At 62.1% G+C, this 24,172-nt stretch carries 16 protein-coding genes; 11 read left to right on the top strand and 5 right to left on the bottom strand.

What is annotated here, in order from left to right; all coding sequences use genetic code 11:
* Window positions 1-310: 310 nt before the first annotated feature.
* From M6D32_RS00125 to M6D32_RS00100, 6 genes are all read left to right on the top strand, one after another.
* On the top strand, window positions 311-1,999 hold the full coding sequence (locus M6D32_RS00125) for a c-type cytochrome (protein WP_298252127.1): 1,689 nt from the start codon (window positions 311-313) through the stop codon (window positions 1,997-1,999).
* Entirely contained in the window at window positions 1,996-2,808 is an 813-nt protein-coding gene (locus M6D32_RS00120) for a hypothetical protein (RefSeq protein ID WP_298252125.1), read from the top strand. The genes M6D32_RS00125 and M6D32_RS00120 overlap by 4 nt, the downstream gene beginning before the upstream one ends.
* Window positions 2,809-2,966: 158 nt before the next feature.
* The gene (locus M6D32_RS00115; protein ID WP_298252160.1) at window positions 2,967-3,854 is read left to right on the top strand and encodes a DUF1259 domain-containing protein; all 888 of its coding nucleotides are present in this window, start codon (window positions 2,967-2,969) and stop codon (window positions 3,852-3,854) included.
* A 532-nt stretch (window positions 3,855-4,386) separates the two neighbouring features.
* Complete coding sequence (locus M6D32_RS00110) at window positions 4,387-5,721, top strand: TolC family protein (protein ID WP_298252124.1); 1,335 nt, start codon at window positions 4,387-4,389, stop codon at window positions 5,719-5,721.
* Between the two features lie 259 nt (window positions 5,722-5,980).
* Window positions 5,981-7,045: an efflux RND transporter periplasmic adaptor subunit gene (locus M6D32_RS00105; protein WP_366145799.1), complete on the top strand. Its 1,065-nt coding sequence runs from the start codon at window positions 5,981-5,983 to the stop codon at window positions 7,043-7,045.
* Window positions 7,042-10,095, top strand: coding sequence for an efflux RND transporter permease subunit (locus tag M6D32_RS00100; RefSeq protein WP_298252122.1), 3,054 nt, complete (start codon window positions 7,042-7,044; stop codon window positions 10,093-10,095). Before M6D32_RS00105 ends, M6D32_RS00100 begins: the two co-directional genes overlap by 4 nt.
* A 286-nt stretch (window positions 10,096-10,381) precedes the next feature.
* Here the strand turns inward: M6D32_RS00100 and M6D32_RS00095 are convergent, their stop codons facing one another.
* On the bottom strand, window positions 10,382-11,581 hold the full coding sequence (locus tag M6D32_RS00095; protein WP_298252120.1) for an amidohydrolase family protein: 1,200 nt from the start codon (window positions 11,579-11,581) through the stop codon (window positions 10,382-10,384).
* An 880-nt stretch (window positions 11,582-12,461) separates the two neighbouring features.
* On the opposite strand from M6D32_RS00095, the gene M6D32_RS00090 reads away from it, so the two are divergent.
* The 5 genes from M6D32_RS00090 to M6D32_RS00070 all read left to right on the top strand — a co-directional run bounded on the left by M6D32_RS00090 (window position 12,462) and on the right by M6D32_RS00070 (window position 19,181).
* Window positions 12,462-13,646 (top strand): ABC transporter substrate-binding protein, encoded by a 1,185-nt coding sequence (locus M6D32_RS00090; protein WP_298252118.1) that lies wholly within the window; start codon window positions 12,462-12,464, stop codon window positions 13,644-13,646.
* A 3-nt stretch (window positions 13,647-13,649) separates the two neighbouring features.
* Window positions 13,650-14,519, top strand: a complete 870-nt coding sequence (locus tag M6D32_RS00085) for a branched-chain amino acid ABC transporter permease (protein ID WP_298252116.1) — start codon at window positions 13,650-13,652, stop codon at window positions 14,517-14,519.
* The gene (locus M6D32_RS00080) at window positions 14,516-16,939 is read left to right on the top strand and encodes a branched-chain amino acid ABC transporter ATP-binding protein/permease (protein ID WP_298252114.1); all 2,424 of its coding nucleotides are present in this window, start codon (window positions 14,516-14,518) and stop codon (window positions 16,937-16,939) included. The genes M6D32_RS00085 and M6D32_RS00080 overlap by 4 nt, the downstream gene beginning before the upstream one ends.
* A gap of 8 nt (window positions 16,940-16,947) precedes the next feature.
* Window positions 16,948-18,180 carry an amidohydrolase family protein gene (locus M6D32_RS00075; RefSeq protein ID WP_298252112.1) on the top strand — a complete coding sequence of 411 codons (1,233 nt, stop codon included), beginning with the start codon at window positions 16,948-16,950 and terminating at the stop codon, window positions 18,178-18,180.
* A gap of 170 nt (window positions 18,181-18,350) precedes the next feature.
* Complete coding sequence (locus M6D32_RS00070; protein ID WP_298252110.1) at window positions 18,351-19,181, top strand: aspartate dehydrogenase; 831 nt, start codon at window positions 18,351-18,353, stop codon at window positions 19,179-19,181.
* Window positions 19,182-19,250: 69 nt separating this feature from the next.
* On the opposite strand, the gene upp is transcribed toward M6D32_RS00070, so the two are convergent.
* The 4 genes from upp to M6D32_RS00050 form a co-directional block, all read right to left on the bottom strand.
* Window positions 19,251-19,880: a uracil phosphoribosyltransferase gene (gene upp / locus M6D32_RS00065; RefSeq protein WP_298252108.1), complete on the bottom strand. Its 630-nt coding sequence runs from the start codon at window positions 19,878-19,880 to the stop codon at window positions 19,251-19,253.
* Window positions 19,881-19,892: 12 nt separating this feature from the next.
* Window positions 19,893-21,104: a URC4/urg3 family protein gene (locus M6D32_RS00060; protein WP_298252157.1), complete on the bottom strand. Its 1,212-nt coding sequence runs from the start codon at window positions 21,102-21,104 to the stop codon at window positions 19,893-19,895.
* A 46-nt stretch (window positions 21,105-21,150) separates the two neighbouring features.
* Entirely contained in the window at window positions 21,151-22,407 is a 1,257-nt protein-coding gene (locus M6D32_RS00055) for a GTP cyclohydrolase II (protein ID WP_298252106.1), read from the bottom strand.
* A 252-nt stretch (window positions 22,408-22,659) separates the two neighbouring features.
* The gene (locus tag M6D32_RS00050) at window positions 22,660-24,159 is read right to left on the bottom strand and encodes an efflux transporter outer membrane subunit (RefSeq protein ID WP_298252104.1); all 1,500 of its coding nucleotides are present in this window, start codon (window positions 24,157-24,159) and stop codon (window positions 22,660-22,662) included.
* Window positions 24,160-24,172: the final 13 nt, after the last annotated feature.

Here is a 24,172-nt window from a genome sequence, read left to right as displayed (position 1 = left end):
GTGCGCGCTCAGGACGCGATTCTTGGGCTTTTCGCCTCACGGGGAGATCGCCGGCCCCGTGACCTGTATAACCGGGCAACCGTCTGCCCTGTCAACGGTCTCGGCGGGCAGCGGATTTGATCGAACGAAATCGCCGACAGCGGGATTTGTTCCCGCGTGACAGGAAATCTGTCGGGAGAGCTTGAGGATAGGGCGCCCCGCGTTTCCTTGACAACTCAGCACGACTGATTTTACCTAGATTCCAGGGGGTAGCGATCCCCCCTCGAGGCGACATGCCCAAGAATCGCGTCCAGTTCACCAAGGGCGCAGCATGTCGACTACCAACCCGGAATCTCCCAACACATCCCGACGAAGCAGGGCTCGCCTCTGGGCTTTGGGCATCATCGCAGCGATCATAGCCGTCGGTGGTGTGCTCTATGCCGTCTTTGTCCCCGGCCTGTCGAGCGCGCTTCGGGAGCCGCCGGCCGCCGAAACGCTGATCGCGACCTGGCTCTTGCACCAGAGCGTGCCCGAAGCGGCGAGGAAAAGCGTCAATCCGCTGAAGAACGATCTCGCGAGCATCGCGGCGGGCAAGGATCTCTATCGCGCGAAGTGCGAGACCTGCCACGCTTATGATGGCGGAGGCAAAACCACGATCGGGGGCAACCAGTATCCGCGTCCGCCCGCGCTTCGCTCGTTCGCCATTCAGGCCACCTCGGACGGCGAGCTTTTCTATCATATCCGAAACGGCATTCGTAACACCGGCATGCCCGCCTGGGATCTCCCGGACCGCCAGATCTGGCAGCTCGTGAGTTACATCCGTCACCTGCCGGAGGTGGTGTCATTGATTCCGGCCGCCGCTGAGCCTGCCGCCGCTCCGCCGGATCATGGACATTATGTCGGATCGGTCGCCTGCAAGGGATGCCACGAAGAGATCTACGCACGCTGGAGCAAGACGCGCATGGCCAACGTCGTGCGCGATCCGCGCCAGCATCCGGACGCCATCATCCCGGATATCTCAAAACCCAATCCGGTCTACAACTTCACGGTGGATGACGTCGCTCTCGTCTATGGCAGCCGCTGGAAGCAACGCTATTTCAAGAAAGTCGGCGACGACTACTTCCCGCTACCGGTCCAATGGGATGTTTTCCATAAGAGCTGGAGCAAATATTTCGTCCGCAACGGCGGCGATTGGTGGGCACCTCTTTATCCGCCGGATAACTTCCAGCGTCCAACCGGGCCGCTCTGCGACGGCTGCCATTCCGTGAACTATGACATCAAGACCAAGACCGTGACCGAATGGAATGTCGGCTGCGAGAGATGCCACGGTCCGGGTGGGTCCCACGCCAAAAAGCCGACGCGCGACAACATTCTCGATCCAGCGCGTTTCGATTACGTTCACGCCGGTGACACCTGCATCCAGTGCCATTCGCAGGGCCAGCCTTTGAGCAATCCGATCGAAGGCAAATATTACGATTGGCCGGTGGGCTACGACGTGACCAGGAATCTGAAAGACTACTGGAAGCTTGAGGAGCACAAGCTGGGCGAAACCACCTTCACCCATTTTCCGGACGGCACGGCTCACAAGAATCGCATGCAGGGCAACGATTTCGTGCAAAGCCTGATGTATGCGCGCGGCGTCACCTGCTTCAGCTGTCATGACCCGCATGGCACCGACAACGTCGCCATGGTGCGCAAGCCCGGTAACGCCTTATGCCTCGATTGCCACGGGCCCAATCAGCAGGCAGGGCCGCATGCGGCGAGCATCGAGGCGCATACCCATCACAAGGCGGGCAGTGCGGGCAGTGAATGCATTGCATGCCACATGCCGAAGATCGAGCAGACGATTGCGGATCAAAATGTCCGAAGCCATACCTTCCACTTCGTCACACCCAGCGAAACCGAATCGATGAAGATTCCGAACGCCTGCAACGTGTGCCACGCCGACAAGTCCATCGAATGGGCGAAGACGGCACTTGAGTCCTGGACGGATCGTTCGCCCTGGCGGATGTCGAAATGAGACGGGCCGCGCGAATTGGCCCTCTGCGGGCCACGACCGCCTCGGCTATCGTGCTTGCGATTGCCATCGGCCTACGGCCGGCGGCGGCCTATCGTCCGTTTGACGGTACGGATGCCAGCGTCGCTGACCTTAACGAAGCCGAGATCGAGCTCCAGCCGTACGGCTACCAACGGACGGGATCGCAATCGGCCGCCGTCGCGCCCTTCGTGGTCTACAACTACGGCTTCGCTGACCGGTGGGAAGCGATATTCCAGACCGAGATGTTGTCGCCGATCATGGGAGGTGGCGAGCCCAGCATCCAGGACGCGGGCGCATTTCTAAAATATGTGGTCAAGCCCGGCGTCTTACAGGGACAATCCGGCATCAGCATCGCCACCGAATTCGGCCCGCTCTTGCCTGGCATCAATGCCGATCCCGGCGTGGGATTTAGCTGGGTAGGTATCGTTTCGCAACGTTGGGATTGGGGCACGGCGCACTTCAACGTCGAAACCAATCTCACCCGTGACCATCAGGCCGAGGCCTTTCTCGACGTTATCCTCGAAGGACCGCACGATTGGAAAGTGCGTCCGGTGCTGGAGACGTACTACGACAAGGTGTGGACAGAGAGCGAAAGCCGATCGCTCCTTCTCGGCGCGATCTGGCAGGTCGATAAAGACCTCGCGCTGGACGGTGCATATCGCTACGGGGTTGTGAACGGTCACGCTGTCAACGAGATCCGCGCCGGCATTACCGTTGCCTTCAAGGAGGAGGGCAACACGTCGCCGATGAAGCCCGGCGCTACTTTCGGCAATTGGCGCCCGTCACGCTGATTGAGGTAACGATTGGCGTTGTCGCCAACGGCAGGCGAGGTGCCAACTATGGCGCCGTCCCGCCAAGTCGTGACCATCCGCGCGCAGCAACGTCGCGGCAGGATAGACGGGCATACCGCAAGCGGGGGTTATTCGAACCCACAAGGAGAGCAGAAATGATGCGCAAGTTGTTTTGGACTGTCCCGATCCTAGCGGCTTTGTCCACCTTCACCGCTCGGGCGCAGGACGTGGATTGGCAGAAGGTCGACGATGCTTTCGGTCGAAAAGGGACGGTGTCGGGCGATGTACATCGCTACGGCTTTCCACGCAGCGACCTCAACGTCACTCTCGATGGCGTGACCATCAAGCCCGCGCTTGCCCTCGGCGGTTGGGTGGCGCTCAAGCCGATGCACGGAGGGGTGATGGTGATGGGCGACCTGGTGTTGCTGGATTCCGAGATCAACCCGGTGATGCTGAAGATGATATCGAGCGGTCTTGAGATTACCGCGATCCACAATCACTTGGTCAGTGCATCCCCGGCCACGCTCTACATGCATATCTCGGGGCATGGCGATCCGGTCAAACTTGCGAATGCGATCCACGAAGCGCTCGCCCAGAGCAAAACGCCAATGAATGCGCCAGCGGCGGCCAACCCGCCGCCCCCGGTCGATCTTGATACAGCCCAGTTGGATCAAATCATCGGCGTCAAAGGCCACGTCGGTGGTGGCGTCTATCATTTCAGCGTGCCGCGTCGCGATCCCGTCACTGAAAACGGCATGGCGCTCACCCCTGCCGGAGCCATGGGCGTAGCGATCGGCATCAACTTCCAGCCGACCGGCAACGGTAAGGCCGCGATTACCGGCGACTTTGTCGTGACGCAGCAGGAGGTAAATCCCGTCCTTCGTGAAATGCGTGAACACGGTATCGAAGTGACGGCCTTGCACAGTCACATGCTCGACGAGCAGCCGCGCCTGTTCTTCATGCACTTCTGGGCCAATGACGACGCCATCAAGCTGGCAAAGGGCTTGCGGGCTGCGCTCGACAAGACCGCAAGCTCCAGGAGCTGAACGCGCGATCGCACACTGATGTCCAATCAACTGGCGCGCGGCCCATCCCGCGCGCCAGTTCGGAGAAGCACATTATGGGTTATAAGATCGCGATCGTGTGGCGCGGAGATTCGGAAATGCGTGCGGCAGCAACACCGGAAAACAATCGCTACCGCTTGCGGCCTGCCTTTGTGTGCGGCCGGCGTCCGCCTATCGGCCTTCGACGGCAGCGATGGGGGCGTAGCCAATCCGCAGGCGACTGCAATGTTGCTTTTCCGCCGACGTCAACGGTGCCGGAAGAACGCCCCGGCCATTCCGTTCGTGTCGTGCGGGTTGAGAATAAGCGCGAGCCCGTAGAAGCCATGACCAGGGTCTCTCATTGACAAGTGGAAAATCACCCTGGGACTCGCGTGCGGCAGCACTCCCCCCGCCAAATCTGCCTTATAGTGCGGTTGGAACGTCGCATCCCGCGAAATTCCTACCGCCATCGGTTCTGCTTCTTCCTATGACTATTCTGGCCAAATGTATCGCTCGGTGCTTTCTCTTCTACGGCTTGGCCGCATTAGCTGGCTGCGCCTCTTACGAGCATTTGGCACTCGACAAAGAATCGAGACTAGTCGCCCCGGCCTCCGAACTTGAGGGCTTCGGCGGGAAGGTCACGCTCGCGGCGCTAGATCGGTTGGTCGTCCTCTACAATCCTGACCTTTGGGCTGCGCGCGCAAAGCTTGGTGTTGGCGCCGCACAGGTGATTCAGGCTGGCATCCTGCCGAACCCGCAAGCCGATGTTACATACCCGTTCGTCATTGCGGGGCCCGGCGCCATCCAGAATGTAAAATCGATCTTGTTGCTGGACACAAAGCGTGAGGCCGCACAAAACGCTGCCTCCCAGATCTATGCGACCCTCCTCTGGCAAGAATGGCAGACGATCGGCAAGGCGCGGCTCCTGTTCGTCGATATCGTCTCGGGCGAGCGGACCAACAAGCTCCTTGAGCAGAGTCGCAGGTTCCTGCGGGAGCGGTTCGACCTTACGAACACGGCAATCAACCAGGGCAATGCGACCCTGGCGACGCTCTCGCCCGATCTCGTTGCGCTTAGCGACATCGAGAATGTATCTGATAGCCTGGAACGGCTGCAGCTGAGCCGGAGGCACCAGCTCAATGCGCTACTTGGCCTTGCTCCCACCACCAAGCTTGCTCTGGTGGCGCCGCTTGATGTGCCTCACATCGATTCGACCAGACTTCGCGGCCAATTGGTAAGCCTGCCCGACCGACGCCCCGACCTTGTAGCATTGCAATATGGCTACCGCTCAGAGGATGCGAAGGTGCGGGAGGCCATTCTGTCGCAGTTCCCAAACCTGTCCGTTGGTGTCGCCAGCGTCGGTACAGGCAATACCATTAGCAGTCTTATTTTTGGCCCCCACGTCACTATGGACATTCCGATTTTTGATCGCAATCAAGGAGGCGTGGCGCTCGAACAGGCAACACGAGAGCAACTTTATCGGGAATTCAATGCGCGGATTTCGGCAGCGACCGGTGAGATTGGCGCCCTGCTTTCGGAGCAGGCCCTCCTATCGCGCCAACTCGCCCAGCTCGAGCCGCGGCTAAAGGAGGCGCGCATGATTGCGGAGAAGGCGACGGCCGCGTTCACGCAGCGCACGCTTGACGAGCGCGCATACGTCGACATCGAGGTTGCGCACCTCACCCGCGAGCGGGAGAAGATCGGATTGCAACAAGCAATGCTTGAAGGCCAGGTCGGCCTGGCAACGCTCGTTGGTGCGGGTATGCCGCAGATCGAAATCGAGCCGGAGGTGCCGCGGGCCGGCCCATTCGGCGGATTTCCCGAGGAGAACTATCCATCTTCCGCTCGCCTTGACCGGCGCCTCGAATAGTCGGCCCGGCTACCGCTGGCATGGCCAGCAAGAGGAGCCGAGAACCGGCCGTTATTTCTGCGAATTGTTCTCAAAGAATGATACGTAATCATCAGAGCGACCGTCGTGTAAAACTGTGAACCTCGATGGGAAATTGGACAATGATCTTCGTCTCCTCGACACGGTTTGGATCGAGGCGCTGTCGCACAGCGCCGAGATCTGGCCTCACCGCCGACGCCAGGGTGACGTTGCACATCGGGGTCGGGCAGAGGACGCCGTCATGAGGACGCGCAGGTCGGGTTCCGTGATGTGCGCGCTCTGCGCTTTCGTCTTGTTTGTTGCGGTCCCGAACCCGAGCGGGCGCGCCAAAACCGATCATGAGCCGAGCGTATTGGCCCATTTAATCAAATTGAAGAAGGGCAGTCTGCCGCGCATCATCAGTGCCTACGGAGTGGTCGGGGCCAGCCCGGCGGCACACCAAACCGTAATGGCGCCCCTGTCTGCCGTGGTGGACACGGTGTATGTCAAGCGGGACGAAAAAGTAGCGTCCGACACGCCTCTCGTTCGCTTGGGGCCGAGCCCAACGATGGCGGCAGCCTACAGCCAGGCGATGACGGCAGTGCGGACTGCCAACGAGATTGCGCAGCGGACCCGCACCCTGCTCGACCAGCATCTCGCTACTCACCAAGAGCTCGCTTCAGCCGAGAAATCCGCCGCAGACGCTCAGGCATCGCTGACAGCGATGCAGGCGGAGGGAGCCGGCAGCCCGCAGACTCTTCGGGCGCCGTTCGCGGCGGTCGTAACCGCAATCTCGACGAGCCCGGGAGCGATTGTCGCCCAGGGTGCGGCGCTGATCGATCTCGTCCGCCTGAATGAACTCGTCCTGCACGCTGGCGTCGTTCCAAACCAGGCCGCCGAAATCCACATCGGCGAAGCTGTAAACGTTATGCCGCTCGGTGAAAAGCGCGGCGCTGCCGGGCAGGTCGTCCTGCGCGGATCTGCGGTCAACCCGCAAACCGGCCTGGTCGCGGTGGACGTCGCCCTTCCGCCCGAGGGCTTCTTCGCAGGCGAAATGGCGGTCGCTCAGATTGTCGTCGGCGAGGCGGCCGGTTATATCGTTCCGCACGCAGCCGTTCTCGTCGACGACAAAGGCGCGCCCTACGTGGTCCAGGCGGTCGATGGCCGTGCACGCCAAGTCAAGGTCGACGTTCTTGTCAGCGACGGGACGAACGACATAATCGAGGGACCGCTCGATCCGATCGCGCCACTTGTGTTGGACGGCAATTATCAGCTCCGAAACGGCATGAAGCTTCGACCAGCAAACCCGAATGCGGACGGCACATGAACTTCGTCGGCTGGATCGAGCGTCACCGCCGCTCGCTCGTTTTTATCGCCTTTGCCCTCGCTGCCGCCGGAGTCTACGCGGCGATCACGCTGCCGGTCGGTCTGTTTCCGACCGTGAGCTTTCCGCGCATTCGCATCACCATCGACAGCAGCAGCATGCCGGCCAAGCAGATGCTGATCGAGGTCACCGAACCGATAGAAGAAGTCACGCGGGCGGTGCCGGGCGCCACCGGTATCACCTCCATCTCCTCTCGCGGATCTGCGGAAATCTTCGTCGACTTCCCGTGGGGCTCGGATATGCGGCAGGCGCTGCTAGGTATCGATGCGGCCGTTGCCCAGGCCCTGCCGAACTTACCTTCCGGCACGAGGTATATCGCGCTGCAGATGAGCCCGAACGCGATCATGCCGTTCGTCTCTTACGCACTGATCTCAAACGAGGTGTCGCCGGCCGAATTACGTCGCCTCGCAAAATACCAGATCGTGCCGCTGCTGACCGGAATTGCGGGTGTCAGGCGGGTTGGCATCCTGGGTGGGCAAACTCCGGAGGTACAGGTCGCAATCGACCCGCCCCGGCTTGAAGCACTTCACCTGACGCTCGCCGACGTGACCAACGCAATATCCGCAGGTAACACCCTCAAGGCCGTTGGCCGTCTTGAAGACAACAATCTCCTCTATTTGGCTGTCAGCAACAATGCATTCGACTCGGTTGCCGCAGTCGCCAACCTCAAATTGCGCAACGCCAATGGCGGCATCGTTCGCCTCGGCGATATTGCCAGCGTTTCCATGGGATCGGTGCCGCAATGGCTGATGGTCGACGAGAATGGCCAGCCGGCGGTTACCGTCGACGTCTACCAGCAGGACAGCGCTGATTCGCTGACGCTTGAAAAGGAAGTGCAACAGCGGCTCGACGAATTCATGAAGACTCAGCCGCAATCTATCCATTTCTATAAATGGTACGACCAGACGGAACTCGTCCGCTCGTCCATCGGCGCGGTCGCGGAAGCGATTGGCATTGGCCTGGTGTTCGCGGCGGCGGTGGTGTTCGGCTTTCTGCGCAACTGGAGGGTTACGCTGGTGGCAATGATGGTGGTGCCATTGTCGCTGCTCATCACGATTCTGCTGCTTGCCGTCACCGGAATGAGCTTCAACATCATGACGCTCGGTGGCATTGCCGCTGCGATTGGCCTCTTGATCGATGATGTTATCGTGATGATCGAGCAGATCGCACGGCGAGCCGGCGCGCCCGGTCTGGCCCAGCCGCAGACGACGGTGCTGCTCGCGGCACGGGAGTTCTTTGCGCCACTCCTTGGGTCGAGCCTTGCCACGATCGTCATTTTCCTGCCGCTGGCGTTCCTTTCCGGACTGACAGGCGCGTTTTTCAAGTTCCTGGCGCTGACGATGGCGATGGCCTTGATCATCTCATATCTACTGACGACCTTTACCGTGCCGCTCTTGGCGCGCGCCATTATTGATTTTGCCGCATGGGAGGACCCGCAGCATGGCCGCGAGACGTGGCTGCGGCGAATGCACGGGCGATTATTGGACGGACTTTTCGCGCGCCCCTGGCTGATCGTGCTTGTTGTGGCCGTCCTGGCGGGAGCGGGATATCTTGCCTATGGCCGGGTCGGAACGGGCTTTCTGCCGAAAATGGACGAGGGCGGATTTGTACTCGACTATCAGACGGCTCCCGGCACCTCGCTGACGGAAACGAATCGCGAACTGGAGCAGGTCGAGTCCATCCTCAAAAAGGACCCGCACGTCTATACCTTTTCCCGCCGCACCGGAGCCGGCCTCGGTGGAGACCTCAAGGAGAGCTATCAGGGGGATTTTTTCGTCCGGCTGACCGATTCTTCCAAGCGGCCGCCAAGCTGGACAGTGATGGATGACATCACCAGCAAGATCACCGAGCTCGTACCCGGAATCAGGTTTGATACTCACCAATTGCTCAACGACATGATCGGCGACATGGTCGGCCGGCCGCAGCCCATCGTGGTTGAGCTGAGCGCCAACGATCCAACCGTGCTGCCAGCGATCGCTGACAAGGTTGCACAAGCAATCGCCAAAGTGCCTGGTATCGAACCGGCCTCGATTAACAACGGAGTCGTGCCCGCCGGCGACGCACTCGACATTCACGTCGATCCAGCGGCTGCGGCGATGGCCGGCGTCACTCCCGCTGAAATCGAGACCCAGCTTTATCATTATCTGTTCGGCGCCGTAGTCACGACTTATCTCGGCGCCGAGCAACCGGTTGGGGTCAGGTTGAGGCTCGATCCATCGCAAGAACGCCTCTCCAAAGGTCAGCTCACCAACCTGACCATCCGAGCACCAAATGGGCAAATCTTCCCGCTCGACACCGTCGCACGCGTGAAGTTTATCGCCGGCCAGCCGGAGATCACGCGGAACAATCTTGCGCAGGTGGTCGCGGTAACCGCGCAAATCGGCGGTGGATACGACCTTGGTTCTACCGCTGCCGCGGTCAAGGCGATTCTCGATCAGCCGGGTTTTCTTCCCGCAGGGGTCTACTATCAAGCTGGCGGCGCTTACAAGCAGCAGCAATTGGCCGTACACGGCATGATAAGGGTCTTTGCTGCTGCCTTGATCGGAGAGATCATCCTGCTCCTTTTCCTCTACGAGCAGTTCCTGATTCCGATCATCATTATTGTCAGCTCACTCATCTCCACCAGCGCAGTCTTTGTCGGTCTATGGTTGACGGATGTCGAACTGAACATCACCGCGATGATGGGCATGGTTATGATCGTTGGTATCGCCACGGAGATGGCAATTTTTCTGGTCTCCGAATACGAGGCGCTTGCGAGAGAGATGCGGCCGCTCGAAGCCCTGCGCGAAGCGGCGCTCAATCGAATGCGGCCGATCGTGATGAGCACTCTTGCGATGATCCTTGCCCTATTGCCACTTGGTGCGGCCATTAGCGGGTCTGGAGACCAAATGCTTCAGCCGCTCGCGACGGCGATAATTGCCGGCGTGATTGTTCAACTACCTCTCGTTCTGCTCGCGCTGCCGGTGATAATTGGCCTGACGACTCGGCGATAGTTGTTGTTAACGCGCTCAGCCCGGTGCCGCGGCAGTCCGGCGTGGCTCATCTGGAGACCGGACATTGCCGATGGAAAGTCCACTCTAGCACCGGCCTCACGGCCGCTCCTCGGGATGAGGTTCCAGCAAGCGGTGAGAAGCGTGAGACGGTGCGACTATGCAAACCCTCATGGTGAGGAGGCGCCGGCACCCGAGCAGGCGAGCTTAGCGAGGCCGTCGCGAACGGTGCAAACATAAGAAAGCGCCGTCTCGAACCATGAGGCCCAAGACGCATCATCCGGCGCAATCAATGCCCGCTGACAATCTCCGGCACTTTCGTTGCAGGCGGCGTGTTGCGGCTGCGCTGGGTCCGGACAATGCCGTCGATGATGGTCATGCCAATGCCCGGCAGGTCGCCGAGCCGGACACTGTCGAGAAGGGTCTTGCCGGGCGAATGCTGCGCCTTGTCCATGATGACGAAATCCGCAGCGCGGCCGACCTCGATCAGGCCGCAATCGAGCGCGCGCATCCGCGCGGTGTTGCCGGTGGCAAAGCAGAAGGCGATCTCGGCCGGCACCTCGCCCAGCGAGGACAGCAACGAGACCATGCGCAAGATGCCGAGCGGTTGCACGCCGGAGCCCGCCGGAGAATCGGTGCCGAGGATGACGCGACCGAGTTCGTTCATCTCGCGCGCGGTGCGCAGTGTGAATAGCGCCGAGCGTTCGTTGCCGTTGTGGACGAGCTCCAGCCCGCGCTTGCAGCCCTCGCAGATGCAGCGGATCTGGTCATCGGGAAGCGCGGTATGGCCGCCATTGATGTGTCCGATCACGTCGGTGTCGGCCTCGAGCACGACGTCCTTGTCGATCAGGCCCGAACCCGGGATCGATGGGCCGCCGGTGTGGATCGTGCTCTGGATGCCGTATTTGCGTGCCCAGCCGACCATCTTGCGTGCGGTCGGCCCGTCCTTGACGCCGCCAAGCCCGACCTCGCCGAGCAGCTTGACGCCGGCCGCCGCCAACTCCTTGAAGTCGTCCTCGACCATTTCGCATTCGATCACAGGCGCGCCGGCATGAACCTTCACGCCGCCCGGCCGCAGGGTCCAGAACGCGCGTTGTGCGAAGATCGCCATTGCCTTCAGCCCGACGACGTCGCGCGGCCGGCCGGGCATGTGCACTTCGCCCGCCGAGATCATGGTGGTGACGCCGCCATTGAGAAAACTGTCGATCCAGCCGATCTGGTTTTGCCGCGGTGTCCAGTCGCCGGCAACAGGATGAACGTGGCTGTCGATCAGGCCGGGCGCGACCGTGGTGCCATTGGCGTCGACGGTTGTAGTGGCGCCCGCGATGTCGAGATCCTTGAAGCGGCCGATGCCGGTGATCTTGCCGTTCTCGGCCACGATCGTGTCGGCGTCCAGAATGGGTTTTTCCAGCGCACCCGAGAGCATGAGGCCGATGTTGCGGATGACGAGTTTGGTTGGGCCGGTTGCCTGTGGCGCGTCGTGAGCCATTGTGTTTTCCTTTTTGTGGGGCGCTCTGTCGTCAGGCCCATAGCAGCTTCGCCTGAGTTCGACCCTTCCGTCCCCTTGACGTGGTATCGGGGCTGGCAGGTAATGACGTCAACCCACCGCCTGTTGAAAATAATACAAACATAGCTCTTGGAGGAGAAGACCATGGAGAACATTGGTCGGCGTGGTTTTGTGAGTTCGTAGTACTATCCCCAGACCAGCCAGAAGGACGCGTTCGGCTGCTCGTTCTGGACGGCCGGCTTTGACGGCGGGCAATGTCATAACAGCATCGGCCAATGGGGAATAACGTTGCTCGTCCGTGAGTCTGTATGAGGCCGGCATTTTGCTGGCTTTTGCGTAGCATGGATGCGTGGCTAGCGATGATGAAAGAATCGCAACGGGCGCGAGACCAGATCAATCAGGAGATTCTTGCAGCGGATGCGCTGGAGCGCGCACGCCTGCTGCCACCGGGTCCTGAGCGGAACGAAGCGCTCAAGCGCGCCAGTTTGCTGCGATGCTCCGCCGACGCACACGGGCCTGTGTTTGCCAAGCGGGGCCGGCCGCGGAAGTAAGCGAGTCGGCTGGATTGCGCGAAGGCGGCCTCGAAATTCCCGACAGCTTTGACTGCGTGAGATGGCGTGGGCTTATCTCGCATCGCAGTAGAGATATCGACGCGCGGGTCGCAACCGTCTTCGCCCTGATGGAGCAACCTCTGGGGCATGTGACGGCGCAATTGCCGTCCCGGCAGGTTGTGGTTTTCAGGGTTGTGGCATACCGTTTGCTTGATTTCGGATGCAAGAAAACGCCCGGCTTGCGGCATGCGCGCGGCCCACAACCGCAGCCGAGGGCAAAAAGCGAAACGAATTTTCAAGGGGAGTTGCTCATGCCGACCAGTCTGACACGCCGTCAAGCCCTTGTTTTGCCTGCCGGCATCGCCGCGGGAAGCCTCATTGGCCGTTCGGCCCTGGCCGCTGAGCCGATCAAGATCGGCCTGGTCGCGGCGCTTTCCGGGCCTTCGGCGAAATCCGGCGAGGGGATTACCCGCGGACTTGCGATCGCCATCGATGAAATCAACGCCAAGGGCGGCCTGCTCGGTGGCCGGATGCTGGAGCTCGTTCGCCGCGATGACGAGTCGAACCCCGCCAAGGGGCAGACCGCGGCCCGCGAACTGATCGACAAGGAAGGGGCGGTGATCCTTTTCGGCGGCATCGACAGTCCAGTATCCCTGGCGATCGTGCCGTTGGTGAATTCGGCAAAGGTGCCCTTGATGGGCGTGTGGGCGGCGGCGACCAACATTACGCGCAACGGCGCCAACCCGAACTACGTCTTCCGCGTCTCCGCCGTGGACGCTCTCGTCGACCGTGCGTTGATCAAATACGCCACGACCAAATTTGGCGCCAAGAAGCCCGGCCTGATGCTGGTCAATAATGGCTGGGGCGAATCCAATCTTAAGGGGCTGACGGCGGCCGCAGAGACTGCGGGCGTCAAGCTCGCAGGCGCGGAAAAATTCGACGACAAGGATCCCGATATGACGCCGCAATTGCAGCGGCTGCGGGAAGCCGGGGCCGACAGCATATTGCTGGTCGCCAATGCCGCGCCGGGGGCACAGGTGATGAAGTCGTTGCAGAAGTCGGCCTGGGTGGTGCCGGTGGTCTCGCATTGGGGCATTTCGGGCGGACGTTTTCCCGAGCTTGCCGGCTCCTGGGCCGGAAAAGTGCATTTCATCCAGACCTACAGCTTCTTCGGACCGCAGAACGAGGTCGGCAAGCGCGTGCTCGCCGCGATGATGGCAAAGTATTCCGACGTCAAGGGACCCGGCGACGTCACGCCGCCGGTCGGTGTGGCCAATGCCTACGACGCCATGCAGTTGACCGCGCTTGCGATCGCAAAAGCGGGCTCGACCGAGGGGCCTAAAATGCGCGAGGGCTTTCTGGCGATCGACAACTATCAGGGCCTGATCAAGAACTATGCAAAGCCCTTCACGGACGAAAACCACGATGCCCTGAACGAGAACGATTACGTCATGGTGCGTTATAACGGGGATAAGATCGAGCCTGTCACCGGCTAACCTATGCTCGCAACTGCACTTGTCTCGGGGCTGAGCCTCGGGAGTATTTACGGCCTCATCGCGCTGGGCTTCACGCTGACTTTTGCGGTCTCCGGCACCGTGAACTTCGCGCAGGGCTCTTCGGTGATGCTGGGGGCCGTGATTTGCTACGCACTTGCAATGGGACTGCATTGGCCGATGCTGATCGCGGTGCCGCTTGCGCTGGTGGGGTGCGCGATCTGGGGCCTGATCGTCGAGCGCATTGCAGTCCGGCCCTTTGTTGCGCGTGGCAGCAATGCATGGCTGATCGCGACCGTCGCGCTCGGCATTGTGCTCGACAACGTCGTGATGGTGGTATTCGGCAAGGAGCCCCGCGCGCTGCCGTCGTCGCTGGCCGACGATCCCTGGGTCATCGGCACGGTCGGCATTTTTCCGCTGCAGGTCGTCGTTCCCATTGTCGGGCTCGCGCTGGCGCTTGCCGTTCACCTCGGCATGCACCGCACGGGACTCGGCCTGAAGCTGCGCGCCGCGGTCGAAAATCCGGATGCGGCGCGGCTGATGAGCATCGACGTGACCATGCTCATCGCATTCACCTATGCAGCCGCAGCGCTGCTCGCCGGAATCGGCGGCATCCTGATCGCACCGCTTTACAACGTCGCCTACGACATGGGGACGTTGTTCGGCATCAAGGCGTTTGCCGTTGCCATTCTTGGCGGCCTGACCAATCCCTGGGGCGTGGTGATTGCTGGCCTGGGTTACGGGCTGGTCGAAGCCTGCGCTACCACCTGGCTAGGTTCGAGCAGCACACAGATCGTGACCTTTTCAGTCGTCATCGCGGCGCTGGTACTGGCACCGTCGGGCCTGTTTGGTGGACGAACCAAGGTGCGCGTATGAGGACCGCCGCAGCCGTCATTGTTGCGGTGTTCGCTTGCATCGCCGTCGCCGCGGTCTGTCTGCTGACGCCCGGTTACTATGCGTATCTCCTGGGGATGCTCGCGACCACGGCGCTCGCGGGTATCGGGTTGAACGTGCTGCTTGGCCTCGCCGGCGAAGTATCGCTGGGGCAGGGCGGCTTTGTCGCGCTCGGCGCCTATGGGGTCGGCATTCTCACCACCAAGGCGGGATTGAATTTCTGGGAAGCGCTGCCGCTCGCGGTGCTCGTGGTAGCCGCGATATCGGCGGCGCTTTCGATTCCGGCCCTTCGCGTCACCGGGCCTTACCTTGCTATGGTGACGATTGCCTTCGGCTTCATCGTCGAATCCGTCTCGATCGAATGGCCCGATCTGACCGGAGGCTCCAGCGGACTTGCCGGAATTCCGGCGCCGTTTGGCACCGGTGGCACGGCTTTGCTGACATGCGTTTTTTGCCTGGCGGGGCTGGTCCTGTTCTACTATCTGGCGCGCAGCCCCAGCGGTCTTGCGATGCAGGCTTTCGCCTCGGCGCCGGCCGCGGCGCGGAGCGTCGGAACCAGTCCCGTGGCGGTGCGGACGGCGGCCTTCGTTCTGGCAGCGGCCGCTGCCGGACTGGCGGGAGGTTTGCAAGCGGCGCTGACCGGATTCATCGCGCCGAGTTCTTTCCCGTTCTCGCAATCGATCCTGCTCTTGCTGGTGGTGGTTATCGGTGGCGCCGGCTGGACTCTTGGGCCGCTGATTGGATCGGCGATCGTTGTTTTCCTGCCCGAGGCGCTGGCGAGCCTCGCCGAATATCGCCTTCTGATATTCGGAGCGGCACTTCTGATCGTGCTGTGGGCTGCGCCGGGCGGGATTGCAGGCGCGCTCGCGCAGCTCTTGCGACCCCGAAAATCTCTCACCGAGGCAAAGCCTGATCTCGATCGGGCGCTGGCGCATATCACCGGCGCGCGCGGCAGCCTTGCCGCGGAAGGCGTGCGGGTGGCGTTTGGCGGCGTCGTTGCGGTCGCGGGCGTCGACATGATTGCTTCGCCCGGCCGCATCACCAGCGTGATTGGCCCCAATGGAGCCGGCAAGACCACGCTGCTCAATCTGATGAGCGGATTCCAGCGTCCGGATGCGGGGACTGTGCGGATCGGCAAGCAGGACATCACCGGATTTTCCGCTCATGACATGGCGCGAGCGAGTCTGGCCCGAACCTTTCAGACCGCGCAGCCTTTTGTGAATCTAAGCGTGCTCGACAACGTCCGCCTCGGGCTGCTGCGCGGCGCGTGGCGCGGGCGCGCGGATTCGGATCTGGCGCGCGCGCTGCTGGCGTTGGTCGGCTATATCGGATCGAATACACGGTTGGCGGGCGCGCTGCCGCATGTCGATCGCCGACTGGTCGAGATCGCGAGAGCGCTGGCTACGGCGCCTGCGGTGTTGTTGCTGGATGAACCGGCCGCCGGTCTCAACGAAGCAGATACAGCCAAGCTCGGCGGCTTGCTTCAGCGGCTCGCGCGCGCCGGCCTCGCCGTCGTCCTCGTCGAGCATGACATGTCGCTGGTGATGTCGATTTCCGACGAGATCGTGGTGCTCGATGCCGGCCGTCGCATCGCCATCGGTACGCCCGCGGTCGTACGCAATGATCCGTCCGTCAAAGCTGCCTATCTCGGTGCGGCAATGACGGCCGGACCGGCCGTCACACGCACCGCCGGCGCACCCTTGCTCGAAGTCGATGGACTGAGTGCGGGCTACGGCGCGTTGGCCGTGCTCGACAATGTCAGCCTCAAAATCGGGCGCGGCGAGGTGATTGCGCTGTTTGGTCCGAACGGCGCTGGCAAGTCGACCCTGATGAAAGCGCTGAGCGGCCTGATCCGTCCCGTCAACGGGAGCATCACGCTGGACGGCAAAGATATCGGTTCACTCCCGGCGCCGCAGGTTGCGAGCTCCGGCCTGATCCTGGTGCCGGAGGGACGGCAGGTCTTTCCGCAGTTGACGGTTGCCGAAAATCTTCGTCTCGGCGCCACGCGCCGCAGCGATTTTTCGGTAAGCGAAATCGAGAGCATGCTCGAGCGTTTTCCCCGGCTGCGTCCGCGCCTGCATACGGCCGCCGGTCTGCTTTCGGGCGGAGAACAGCAGATGCTGGCGGTGGCGCGCGGGCTTCTGGCAAAGCCCGAGGTCCTGATGCTCGACGAACCGTCGCTCGGTCTGGCGCCGGCTGTCGTGTCGGAACTGTTCGAGCAATTCGCGCGGCTGCGGGACGAGGGCATGACGTTGCTGGTCGTCGACCAGATGGCCGATTATGCGCTCGCGATCGCCGACCGCGGCTACGTGCTCGGTGGCGGCCGCGTGGTCGCGCAGGGAAGTCCGTCAGAGTTGCGCGGCGCCATGCTCGACGACGCCTACCTTGGTTCTGCTTCTTGAGGTGATGAATGGATCTGATTGTCCGGGATGCGCGCATCCTGCGAGATGGCGAACTCGTTAACGTCGATATCGCTGTGCAAGGCGAGACGATCGCGGCTGTCGCGCCTGCATTGGCGGCCGAGGGGCCCGAGCTGAGGGCCGAAGGCTGTCTCGTCGTTCCCGGTCTGATCGAAACGCATATTCATCTCGACAAGACCTGCATCCTCGATCGTTGCCACATTGAAGAAGGCACCGTTTCCGAGGCCGTTCGCGAAACCGCCGCGGCAAAGCGCAGCTTTACCGTCGAAGATACCTATGCGCGCGGAAAGAAAACGCTGGAGCGCTGCATCTCGCACGGCACGATGCGGATGCGCACCCACGTCGAACTCGATCCCGGTATCGGGTTGGTCGGGCTTGAGGCGGTCGAGCAACTCGTGCGTGACTATGCCTGGGCGATCGACGTGGAAATATGCGTGTTTCCGCAAGAAGGCATGACCAACTATCCCGGCACGGAAGAATTGCTGATCGAGGGCTTGCGGCGCGGCGCGCGCACCATCGGGGCGGTGCCGTATTTCGACACCGATCCGCGCAAGCAGATTGATCGCATCTTTGAAATCGCGCGCGAATTCGACGCCGAGATCGACATGCATCTCGATCTCGCCGAGACCACGCAGAACATGCAGGTCGAATATGTTTGCCGCAAGACCGAGGAGTTCGGCCGCGGTGGACGCGTGGCGGTTGGCCACGTCACGCAGATGTCACTGCTGCCGCCGGCGCGCTTCAACGAAATCGCGGCGCGATTGGCCAATGCCGGCGTTGCCGTGACGATCCTGCCTTCGACCGACCTGCATCTGATGGGACGCAGCCACGATCACGCAGTGCCGCGTGGCGTCGTGCCGGCCGAGCCGCTGCGAAAAGCGGGCGTCACCTGTTCGATTTCGACCAACAACGTACTCAATCCATTCACGCCCTATGGCGACGGATCGCTGATCCGGATGGCAAACCTTTATGCCAATGTCTGCCACGTCTCCCGTCCGGCAGACCTCGCCGGCTGCCTCGACATGGTCACAAGCTCAGCGGCGCGGCTGCTACGGCTGGATAATTACGGCTTCAAGGTCAGTGCGCCGGCCGATCTCGTCTGTATTGATGCGAACAATCCGACGGATGCGGTCGCAACTCTGGCGCAGCCGCTATGGGGTTTCAAACGAGGACGCAAGTCATTCACACGGCGGCGCGTCGAGCTTCATCGCCACGTTCACTAAAAGCGGGAGCGAAATTTATTCGACTGCTTTGAGGCGGTTCGGTGATCGACTTGAGGGCGGCGGCCCAACCGGCTATGGCTGTTGCCGGAAACGGGGTGGCTCCGACGGCGCCGATTTGCGAGGCAAGGCCGCTTCTGGGCGAGCGCCCACAAAAAAGGAGAAGCCAGCCAATGGCAACTTCGTCGAAAAGCTCTCACGGCAAGCTCCGGGTCGCGATTGCGGGATTGGGAGCGATCGGGAAAAAAGTCGCCGAGGCGCTCGATCAGGGGATCGACGGTCTCGCGTTGACAGCGGTGTCGGCGCAGAATCCCGACAAGCACCACAACTGGCTCGGCGGCTTGACGACGAAGCCGGCGGTCTTGCCGATCGAGCAGCTATCTGACGTCGCGGACATCGCGATCGAATGCGCGCCCGCAAAGCTTCTGCGATCGATCGTGGCGCCCTTCGTGGCGAAGGGAAAGACCGCGATCGTGCTCAGTGCCGGTGCCCTGCTGGAAAATGAAGACCTGATCGATGTGGCCAGGAAAAACGGCGGGCAGCTCGTGGTACCGACGGGGGCGTTGATCGGCCTTGATGCGGTGACGGCGGCCGCCGTCGGCGACATTCATTCGGTGCGAATGGTGACCCGCAAGCCGGTTCGGGGTCTCGTCGGTGCGCCGTTTCTGGTCGAGAACAATATCGACATTGAATCGATCAGGGAGCCGCTGAAAATCTTCGAAGGCACGGCGCGGGAGGCTGCGAAAGGTTTTCCGGCCAACCTGAACGTCGCGGTGGCGCTGTCGCTTGCGGGCATCGGCCCGGACCGGACCCGGCTCGAGATCTGGGCCGACCCGGCACTGACGCGCAACACGCACCGGATCGAGGTCGATTCCGACGCGGCGCGTTTCTCGATGTCGATCGAGGGCATTCCCTCCGAAAATCCGAAGACGGGACGCATCACCGCGCAATCTGTCATCGCGCTACTTCGAAAGCAGCGTGCGGCACTGCGCGTGGGTACCTGAGAGCCATAGCGTTTTCAAGCGAAGTGGCCACCGGTTCGTGTGAAGAAAACGCGTCAAAACAAGAGACCGCTATTTGGTGCCGTAGGCGCGGTCGCCGGCGTCACCCAGGCCGGGCAGGATGAAGCCCTGTTCATCCAGCCCCTCGTCGATGGCGGCGAGCCAGATCGGCACATCGGGATGAATGCCGCGCATCCGCTCAATGCCTTCCGGCGCTGCAATCAAACACACCAGGCGAATATCGTTGGCGCCGCGTTCCTTCAGGCGGTCGACGGCAGCCACAGCCGTGTTGGCGGTTGCGAGCACCGGCGAGATCACGATGACCTGGCGCTCGGGCAGGTCGACCGGCGCCTTGAAGTAATACTCGACGGCGACAAATGTCTCCGGCTCGCGGTAGAGCCCGATATGGGCGACCCGCGCGCTCGGCACCAGATCGAGCATGCCTTCGGCGAATGTCATTCCGGCACGGAGCACCGGCGCAAAGACCAGCTTCTTGCCGGCGATCTGCGGCGACTTCATATGGGCGAGCGGCGTTTCGATATCGACATTGGCGAGCGGCAGATCGCGGGTGACCTCGTAGCACAGGAGCATCCCGATTTCCTTGAGAAGCTCGCGGAATGATTTGGTCGAGGCCTCCTTTTCGCGCAGCAGCGTCAGCTTGTGCTGCACCAGCGGATGGCTGACGATGGTAACGCCTTCCATATTGTGTCCTCTCTAAAATACAGTGCCGTCGCTGATGACCTTGACCGGCGGCGATGCGTCGCTTCTGCGCTCGCGTGCCAGCTTTCGACCCGCGGCCCACGAACCGCCCTGCAGGATCTTGGCGAGCGGCAGCGATACGGCATCAAGCCCGAGCTGCTTTCTCATACCGTCGGCGAGGCGATCGAGCAGCGCTACCGTCAAGGCGCGCCATTCGACGACCAGCGGCGAGGCGACCTCATGCTCGCGCGGCGCATCATCGGAATCACGAAACGCCAGCACGCCGGAATCGATAAAGAGCCCGCCGTTGCGGTATTCCGCGAGTCCGGTCAAGCCGTCGATATCGGTGACCTCGACGCCGGCCGTTTGCAGAGGCTCGATCAGGGAGTAGGCGAGCCATTGCGAGAGTTTGTGCAACGGTACCAAGCCATTCGTCGCGTCGTCCGTGGTCAGTACCGGATGTTTCCAGCAATCGCCAAGCGTGATGCCGCCAAGTGACAGCCGCGACGGCCAGATCGGTCCAAGTTGCTGCAACAGTTCGGAGAGGATGACGGGAGCGGGAAGGCGGCCGTTTTCGGCGCGTGCCGCCAGATGATCGAACAGTCCGCCGGGTCGTGGCGTGTCGTGGCGACCAAAAATGTCTGGTCTTGACGCGACGAGCTTACCCAAATTGCGCAGGAGTTCGACGCGGCCTTCAAGTCCGACAAGCGGATTGATGTCGGAAGCCTGCAAGCCGCCTGCGACATCGGTCACCGAAAGCTTGGCGAGAGCAGCGCCGTCGGCGCGCAGCGGATCGCGCGCACTGGCCGAGAAGGTTCCGGCTTCGAACATGGCCTGGCTCGCCAGTCCAAGGCCTTCCGACCGGCCGATGGCGAGGCGGCTTTTGGGATCGCGATAGCGCCAGGTGGGACCCGCGCCGGCGTCGAGGAAGACACTCACCATCGCGAGGTCAAATTCCGAGCGAGCACGGCCTGCCGAATTGGGCCATCGAACCTGGTTCGCGGCAGCAACCCAGCGATCCTCGCCGTTCAAGACAAAATGCCGCCAGCGCGAATGAAACGGCACGTCCAACGCAGGATAGGTCTCGCGCGTGGTTTGTAGCACGAGATCAATGACGCCATCCATTTTGTCCGGATGGATACGGAAGTTTGGAAGCTTGTCGTCCAGTGCCAGCGCCAGCATCCGATGCGCACGCTCGCGCACCGCCGCGGCGCTCAGCAGCGTCAGCGCAGCCGACGCATCGGAGCCTGCCGGCGATACGGCCGTCCTTGCTTCAGTATTTTTCAAGCGGGCGGCCGACCGAGTTGAGGAGTTCGTCCGGCGGCGCCGGCTCGGCGCTGTAATAGCCGGCGGCCTTTTTCGCCGCGATCTCGACATGCGCATCCGGCGGGACCAGTTCGTCCGGGATCGGAACGCGTTCGACGATCTCGATGCCCTGGCCGGTCAGCGCATCGTGTTTCATGTCGCTCATGGAAACGAAACGGTCGATGCGCTTGAGGCCGAGCCAATGGATGACGTCCGGCATCAATTGCTGAAAGCGTGCATCCTGCACGCCGGCCACGCACTCGGTGCGCTCGAAATATTGCGCGGCCGCGTCGCCGCCCTCCTGACGCTTGCGCGCGTTGTAGACCAGGAATTTCGTGACCTCGCCGAGCGCGCGGCCTTCCTTGCGATTGTAAACGATGATGCCAAGCCCGCCTTCCTGGCCGGCACGCGCACACTCCTCGATGCCGTGCAACAGATAGGGGCGGCAGGTGCAGATGTCCGAGCCGAACACGTCCGAGCCATTGCACTCGTCGTGCACGCGGCAAGTGATCTTGGTACGGTGGTCCGGCAATTTGGTGACGTCGCCGAACAGATAGGCGGTCATGCCGCCGATCGGCGGCAGGAACACCTGCAAGTCCGGCCGTGTCACCAGCTCCGGAAACATGCCTGCGGTCTGTTCGAACAGTTGCCGGCGCAAATTGTTTTCGGTGGTCGCAAACCGCTGCGCCAGACCCGGTAGATACCAAACAGGGTCGATCGCGATCTTGACCACGGAAACGCTGCCGTTCTTGTGAACGAATTCGCCGTCGTGCTTCAGCCGCCCGGCGTCGATTGCGGCCTTGAGCTCCGGGAGATCGAGGCGGGCACGGGTGATCGCGATGCTCGGCCTGACATCGATGCCTTCGGCGATTTCCGCGGCGAAGTTTTCCGCCACCAGATGACCCCAGGGATCGAGCGAGACGATGCGCTGCGGGTCGCTCCATTGCGGGAAGGGACCGATGGTCGCGGCCGGGTGCGTGTTGGTGAGATCGGGGCGCCGGATCGGGTCGAGCGCGCCGGAGGAGACCGCGAGCGCGCGATAGACCGAATAGGAGCCGCCGTGGGAGCCGATGACGTTGCGGTCGTGCGGGCGGGATACCGTGCCGATGATCGGACCGCGTTCACGCGCGCTGGCCGCACCCCACTGGATCGGGAAATTGAGCTTGCCTCCCGGCGCCGGATGCGAGGTGATCCGGATATGGTCAACTCGGTTGGAAGGGGCCATCGCCGTCTATCCTTCAGACATGATTCGCCTAAGCTTCTCGGCTCCAAACTATAGCCTCAAATGGCGACGGCCCGCCTGAACAGACGGGCCTCGTCACCGACCATGAAAGCTACAATACGGCGTTAGCCGAAGCATGAAATATAGCGAACCGGCCGGTGATTACAACGGCGACTAAATACCTATAATTTATGAAGATTTTAGCTAGCAAAACCCGCTGCCGCGCCTGTTGCGATGCGGCAGCTCGACATCGATTCAATGCGCCGCCGGCGCCACGCCATCCTGCGGTTGCAGCGAAGACAACTGCCCGGCCGGCGTCCAGCCGCCGCCAAGCGCCTGGAACAGGCTGCTGGCGGCCAAAAGCTTGTTCAGCCGGGCCTGCGCCAGCGCGTTTTCATTGGTGAGCAGGGTTTGCTGGGTTTGCAGCACAGTGATGAGGTTGACCGTGCCGGCGCGCAGCTGGGTCTCGGACACTTCGAACGCCTTGCGGGCCGAGGCAACTGCCTCAACCTCGAGGCGCTCCTGCAAGGTCGATTGCTGCAGGGCGACCAGCGCCTTCTCGACGTCGGAGAAGGCCGACAGCACGACCTTGCGGTAGGCCTGCAAGTCTTGCAGTTGCACGCCCTTGGCCTGTTTCAACTGGCTCTCCAGCAGGAAGCCATCGAACAGTGGCTGCGTCAGCCCGGCCGATAGCGTGTAAAACCAGGCGCCAGGCCCAAACAGCGAGGCCAGCGCCGCGCTCTGTACGCCGGTTTGCGCGGTCAGCTGGATTTGCGGAAAGAAGGCGGCCCGCGCCGACTCCACGCTGAAGTTCGACGACGCCAGCTGCGCTTCGGCCTGACGGATGTCGGGCCGCTGGTTGAGCAACTCCGACGGCAGGCCCGGCGTCACCCGCGGGACCGCGATCTGCGTCATCGTCCCGCCCTTCACCGTGAAATTCGCCGGCGCGCGGCCGACCAGCACGGCGAGCGCGGCGATATTCTGACGCAGCGTGATCTCGAGCGGCGGGATCGCGGCGCGTTCGGTCGCGACCTGCGTTTCCTGCTGCGACAAGTCGAGCTGCGACGCCGTGCCACCCGCGAATTGCTGCCTGATCAGCGTGAGAATACGTTCGGCGGCGGCGAGGTTACGCCGCGCGACGCGCAGTTCGTCCTGCGCGGCGAGAACCTGGAAATAGGTATTGGCGACCGTGACGATGGCGGTGAGTGTGACGACATCGCGGTTGTAGCGCGATGCAGTCGCGCTTTCTTCGGCAGCATGGAGGGTGGCGCGGTTCTTGCCCCAGAAATCGAGCATGTAGCTCGCCGTGAGCCCGAGGCTATATTGCGGGAAGGTTGCCGATTGCGAGAAGCCGTTCGCGCCCTGGCTGGCGCCGCTCGCACTGCGAATCTGTTCAGCGCTTCCAGTTCCCGTCAACGACGGCAACAGCGGCGCACCGTTGATTCCGACCTGTGCGTCGGCCTGAGCGATCTGCGCAATGGCTACCGCAATATCGAGATTGTAGAGCTGCGCCGCGTCCATCAACGAGGTCAGCTCGCTGGACTTGAAGCCGCGCCACCAGTCGACCGCCGGAACATGGGCGTCGGGTGCCGTATGGCCGCCATCGCGATAGGCCGCCGGCACATCGAGGTTGAGATCGGGCCGTTCGCTTCCAAGGATACAGCCGGACAGGGCAGGGCCCACCAGCAAGGCGGAAATAGCAAGCGCCGCCTTGTTGCGGCCTGGTGCCGTCCATTTGAAGTTCCTGCACCACAAGCGGCAAATTCCG

Origin of the sequence: Bradyrhizobium sp., assembly GCF_027307225.1 — a bacterium.
Classification (GTDB): Bacteria; Pseudomonadota; Alphaproteobacteria; order Rhizobiales; family Xanthobacteraceae; genus Bradyrhizobium.
Note: the sequence above shows the minus strand (reverse complement) of the source record. Positions and strands in the feature narration are given on the sequence as shown.

What these genes read in the sequence shown, in the direction of transcription:
- M6D32_RS00125 (WP_298252127.1), top strand. Translation starts at nt 311, where the DNA reads ATGTCGACTACCAACCCGGAATCTCCCAACACATCCCGACGAAGCAGG.
- M6D32_RS00120 (WP_298252125.1), top strand. Translation starts at nt 1,996, where the DNA reads ATGAGACGGGCCGCGCGAATTGGCCCTCTGCGGGCCACGACCGCCTCG.
- M6D32_RS00115 (WP_298252160.1), top strand. Translation starts at nt 2,967, where the DNA reads ATGCGCAAGTTGTTTTGGACTGTCCCGATCCTAGCGGCTTTGTCCACC.
- M6D32_RS00105 (WP_366145799.1), top strand. Translation starts at nt 5,981, where the DNA reads ATGAGGACGCGCAGGTCGGGTTCCGTGATGTGCGCGCTCTGCGCTTTC.
- M6D32_RS00100 (WP_298252122.1), top strand. Translation starts at nt 7,042, where the DNA reads ATGAACTTCGTCGGCTGGATCGAGCGTCACCGCCGCTCGCTCGTTTTT.
- M6D32_RS00095 (WP_298252120.1), bottom strand. Translation starts at nt 11,581, where the DNA reads ATGGCTCACGACGCGCCACAGGCAACCGGCCCAACCAAACTCGTCATC.
- M6D32_RS00090 (WP_298252118.1), top strand. Translation starts at nt 12,462, where the DNA reads ATGCCGACCAGTCTGACACGCCGTCAAGCCCTTGTTTTGCCTGCCGGC.
- M6D32_RS00085 (WP_298252116.1), top strand. Translation starts at nt 13,650, where the DNA reads ATGCTCGCAACTGCACTTGTCTCGGGGCTGAGCCTCGGGAGTATTTAC.
- M6D32_RS00080 (WP_298252114.1), top strand. Translation starts at nt 14,516, where the DNA reads ATGAGGACCGCCGCAGCCGTCATTGTTGCGGTGTTCGCTTGCATCGCC.
- M6D32_RS00075 (WP_298252112.1), top strand. Translation starts at nt 16,948, where the DNA reads ATGGATCTGATTGTCCGGGATGCGCGCATCCTGCGAGATGGCGAACTC.
- M6D32_RS00070 (WP_298252110.1), top strand. Translation starts at nt 18,351, where the DNA reads ATGGCAACTTCGTCGAAAAGCTCTCACGGCAAGCTCCGGGTCGCGATT.
- upp (WP_298252108.1), bottom strand. Translation starts at nt 19,880, where the DNA reads ATGGAAGGCGTTACCATCGTCAGCCATCCGCTGGTGCAGCACAAGCTG.
- M6D32_RS00055 (WP_298252106.1), bottom strand. Translation starts at nt 22,407, where the DNA reads ATGGCCCCTTCCAACCGAGTTGACCATATCCGGATCACCTCGCATCCG.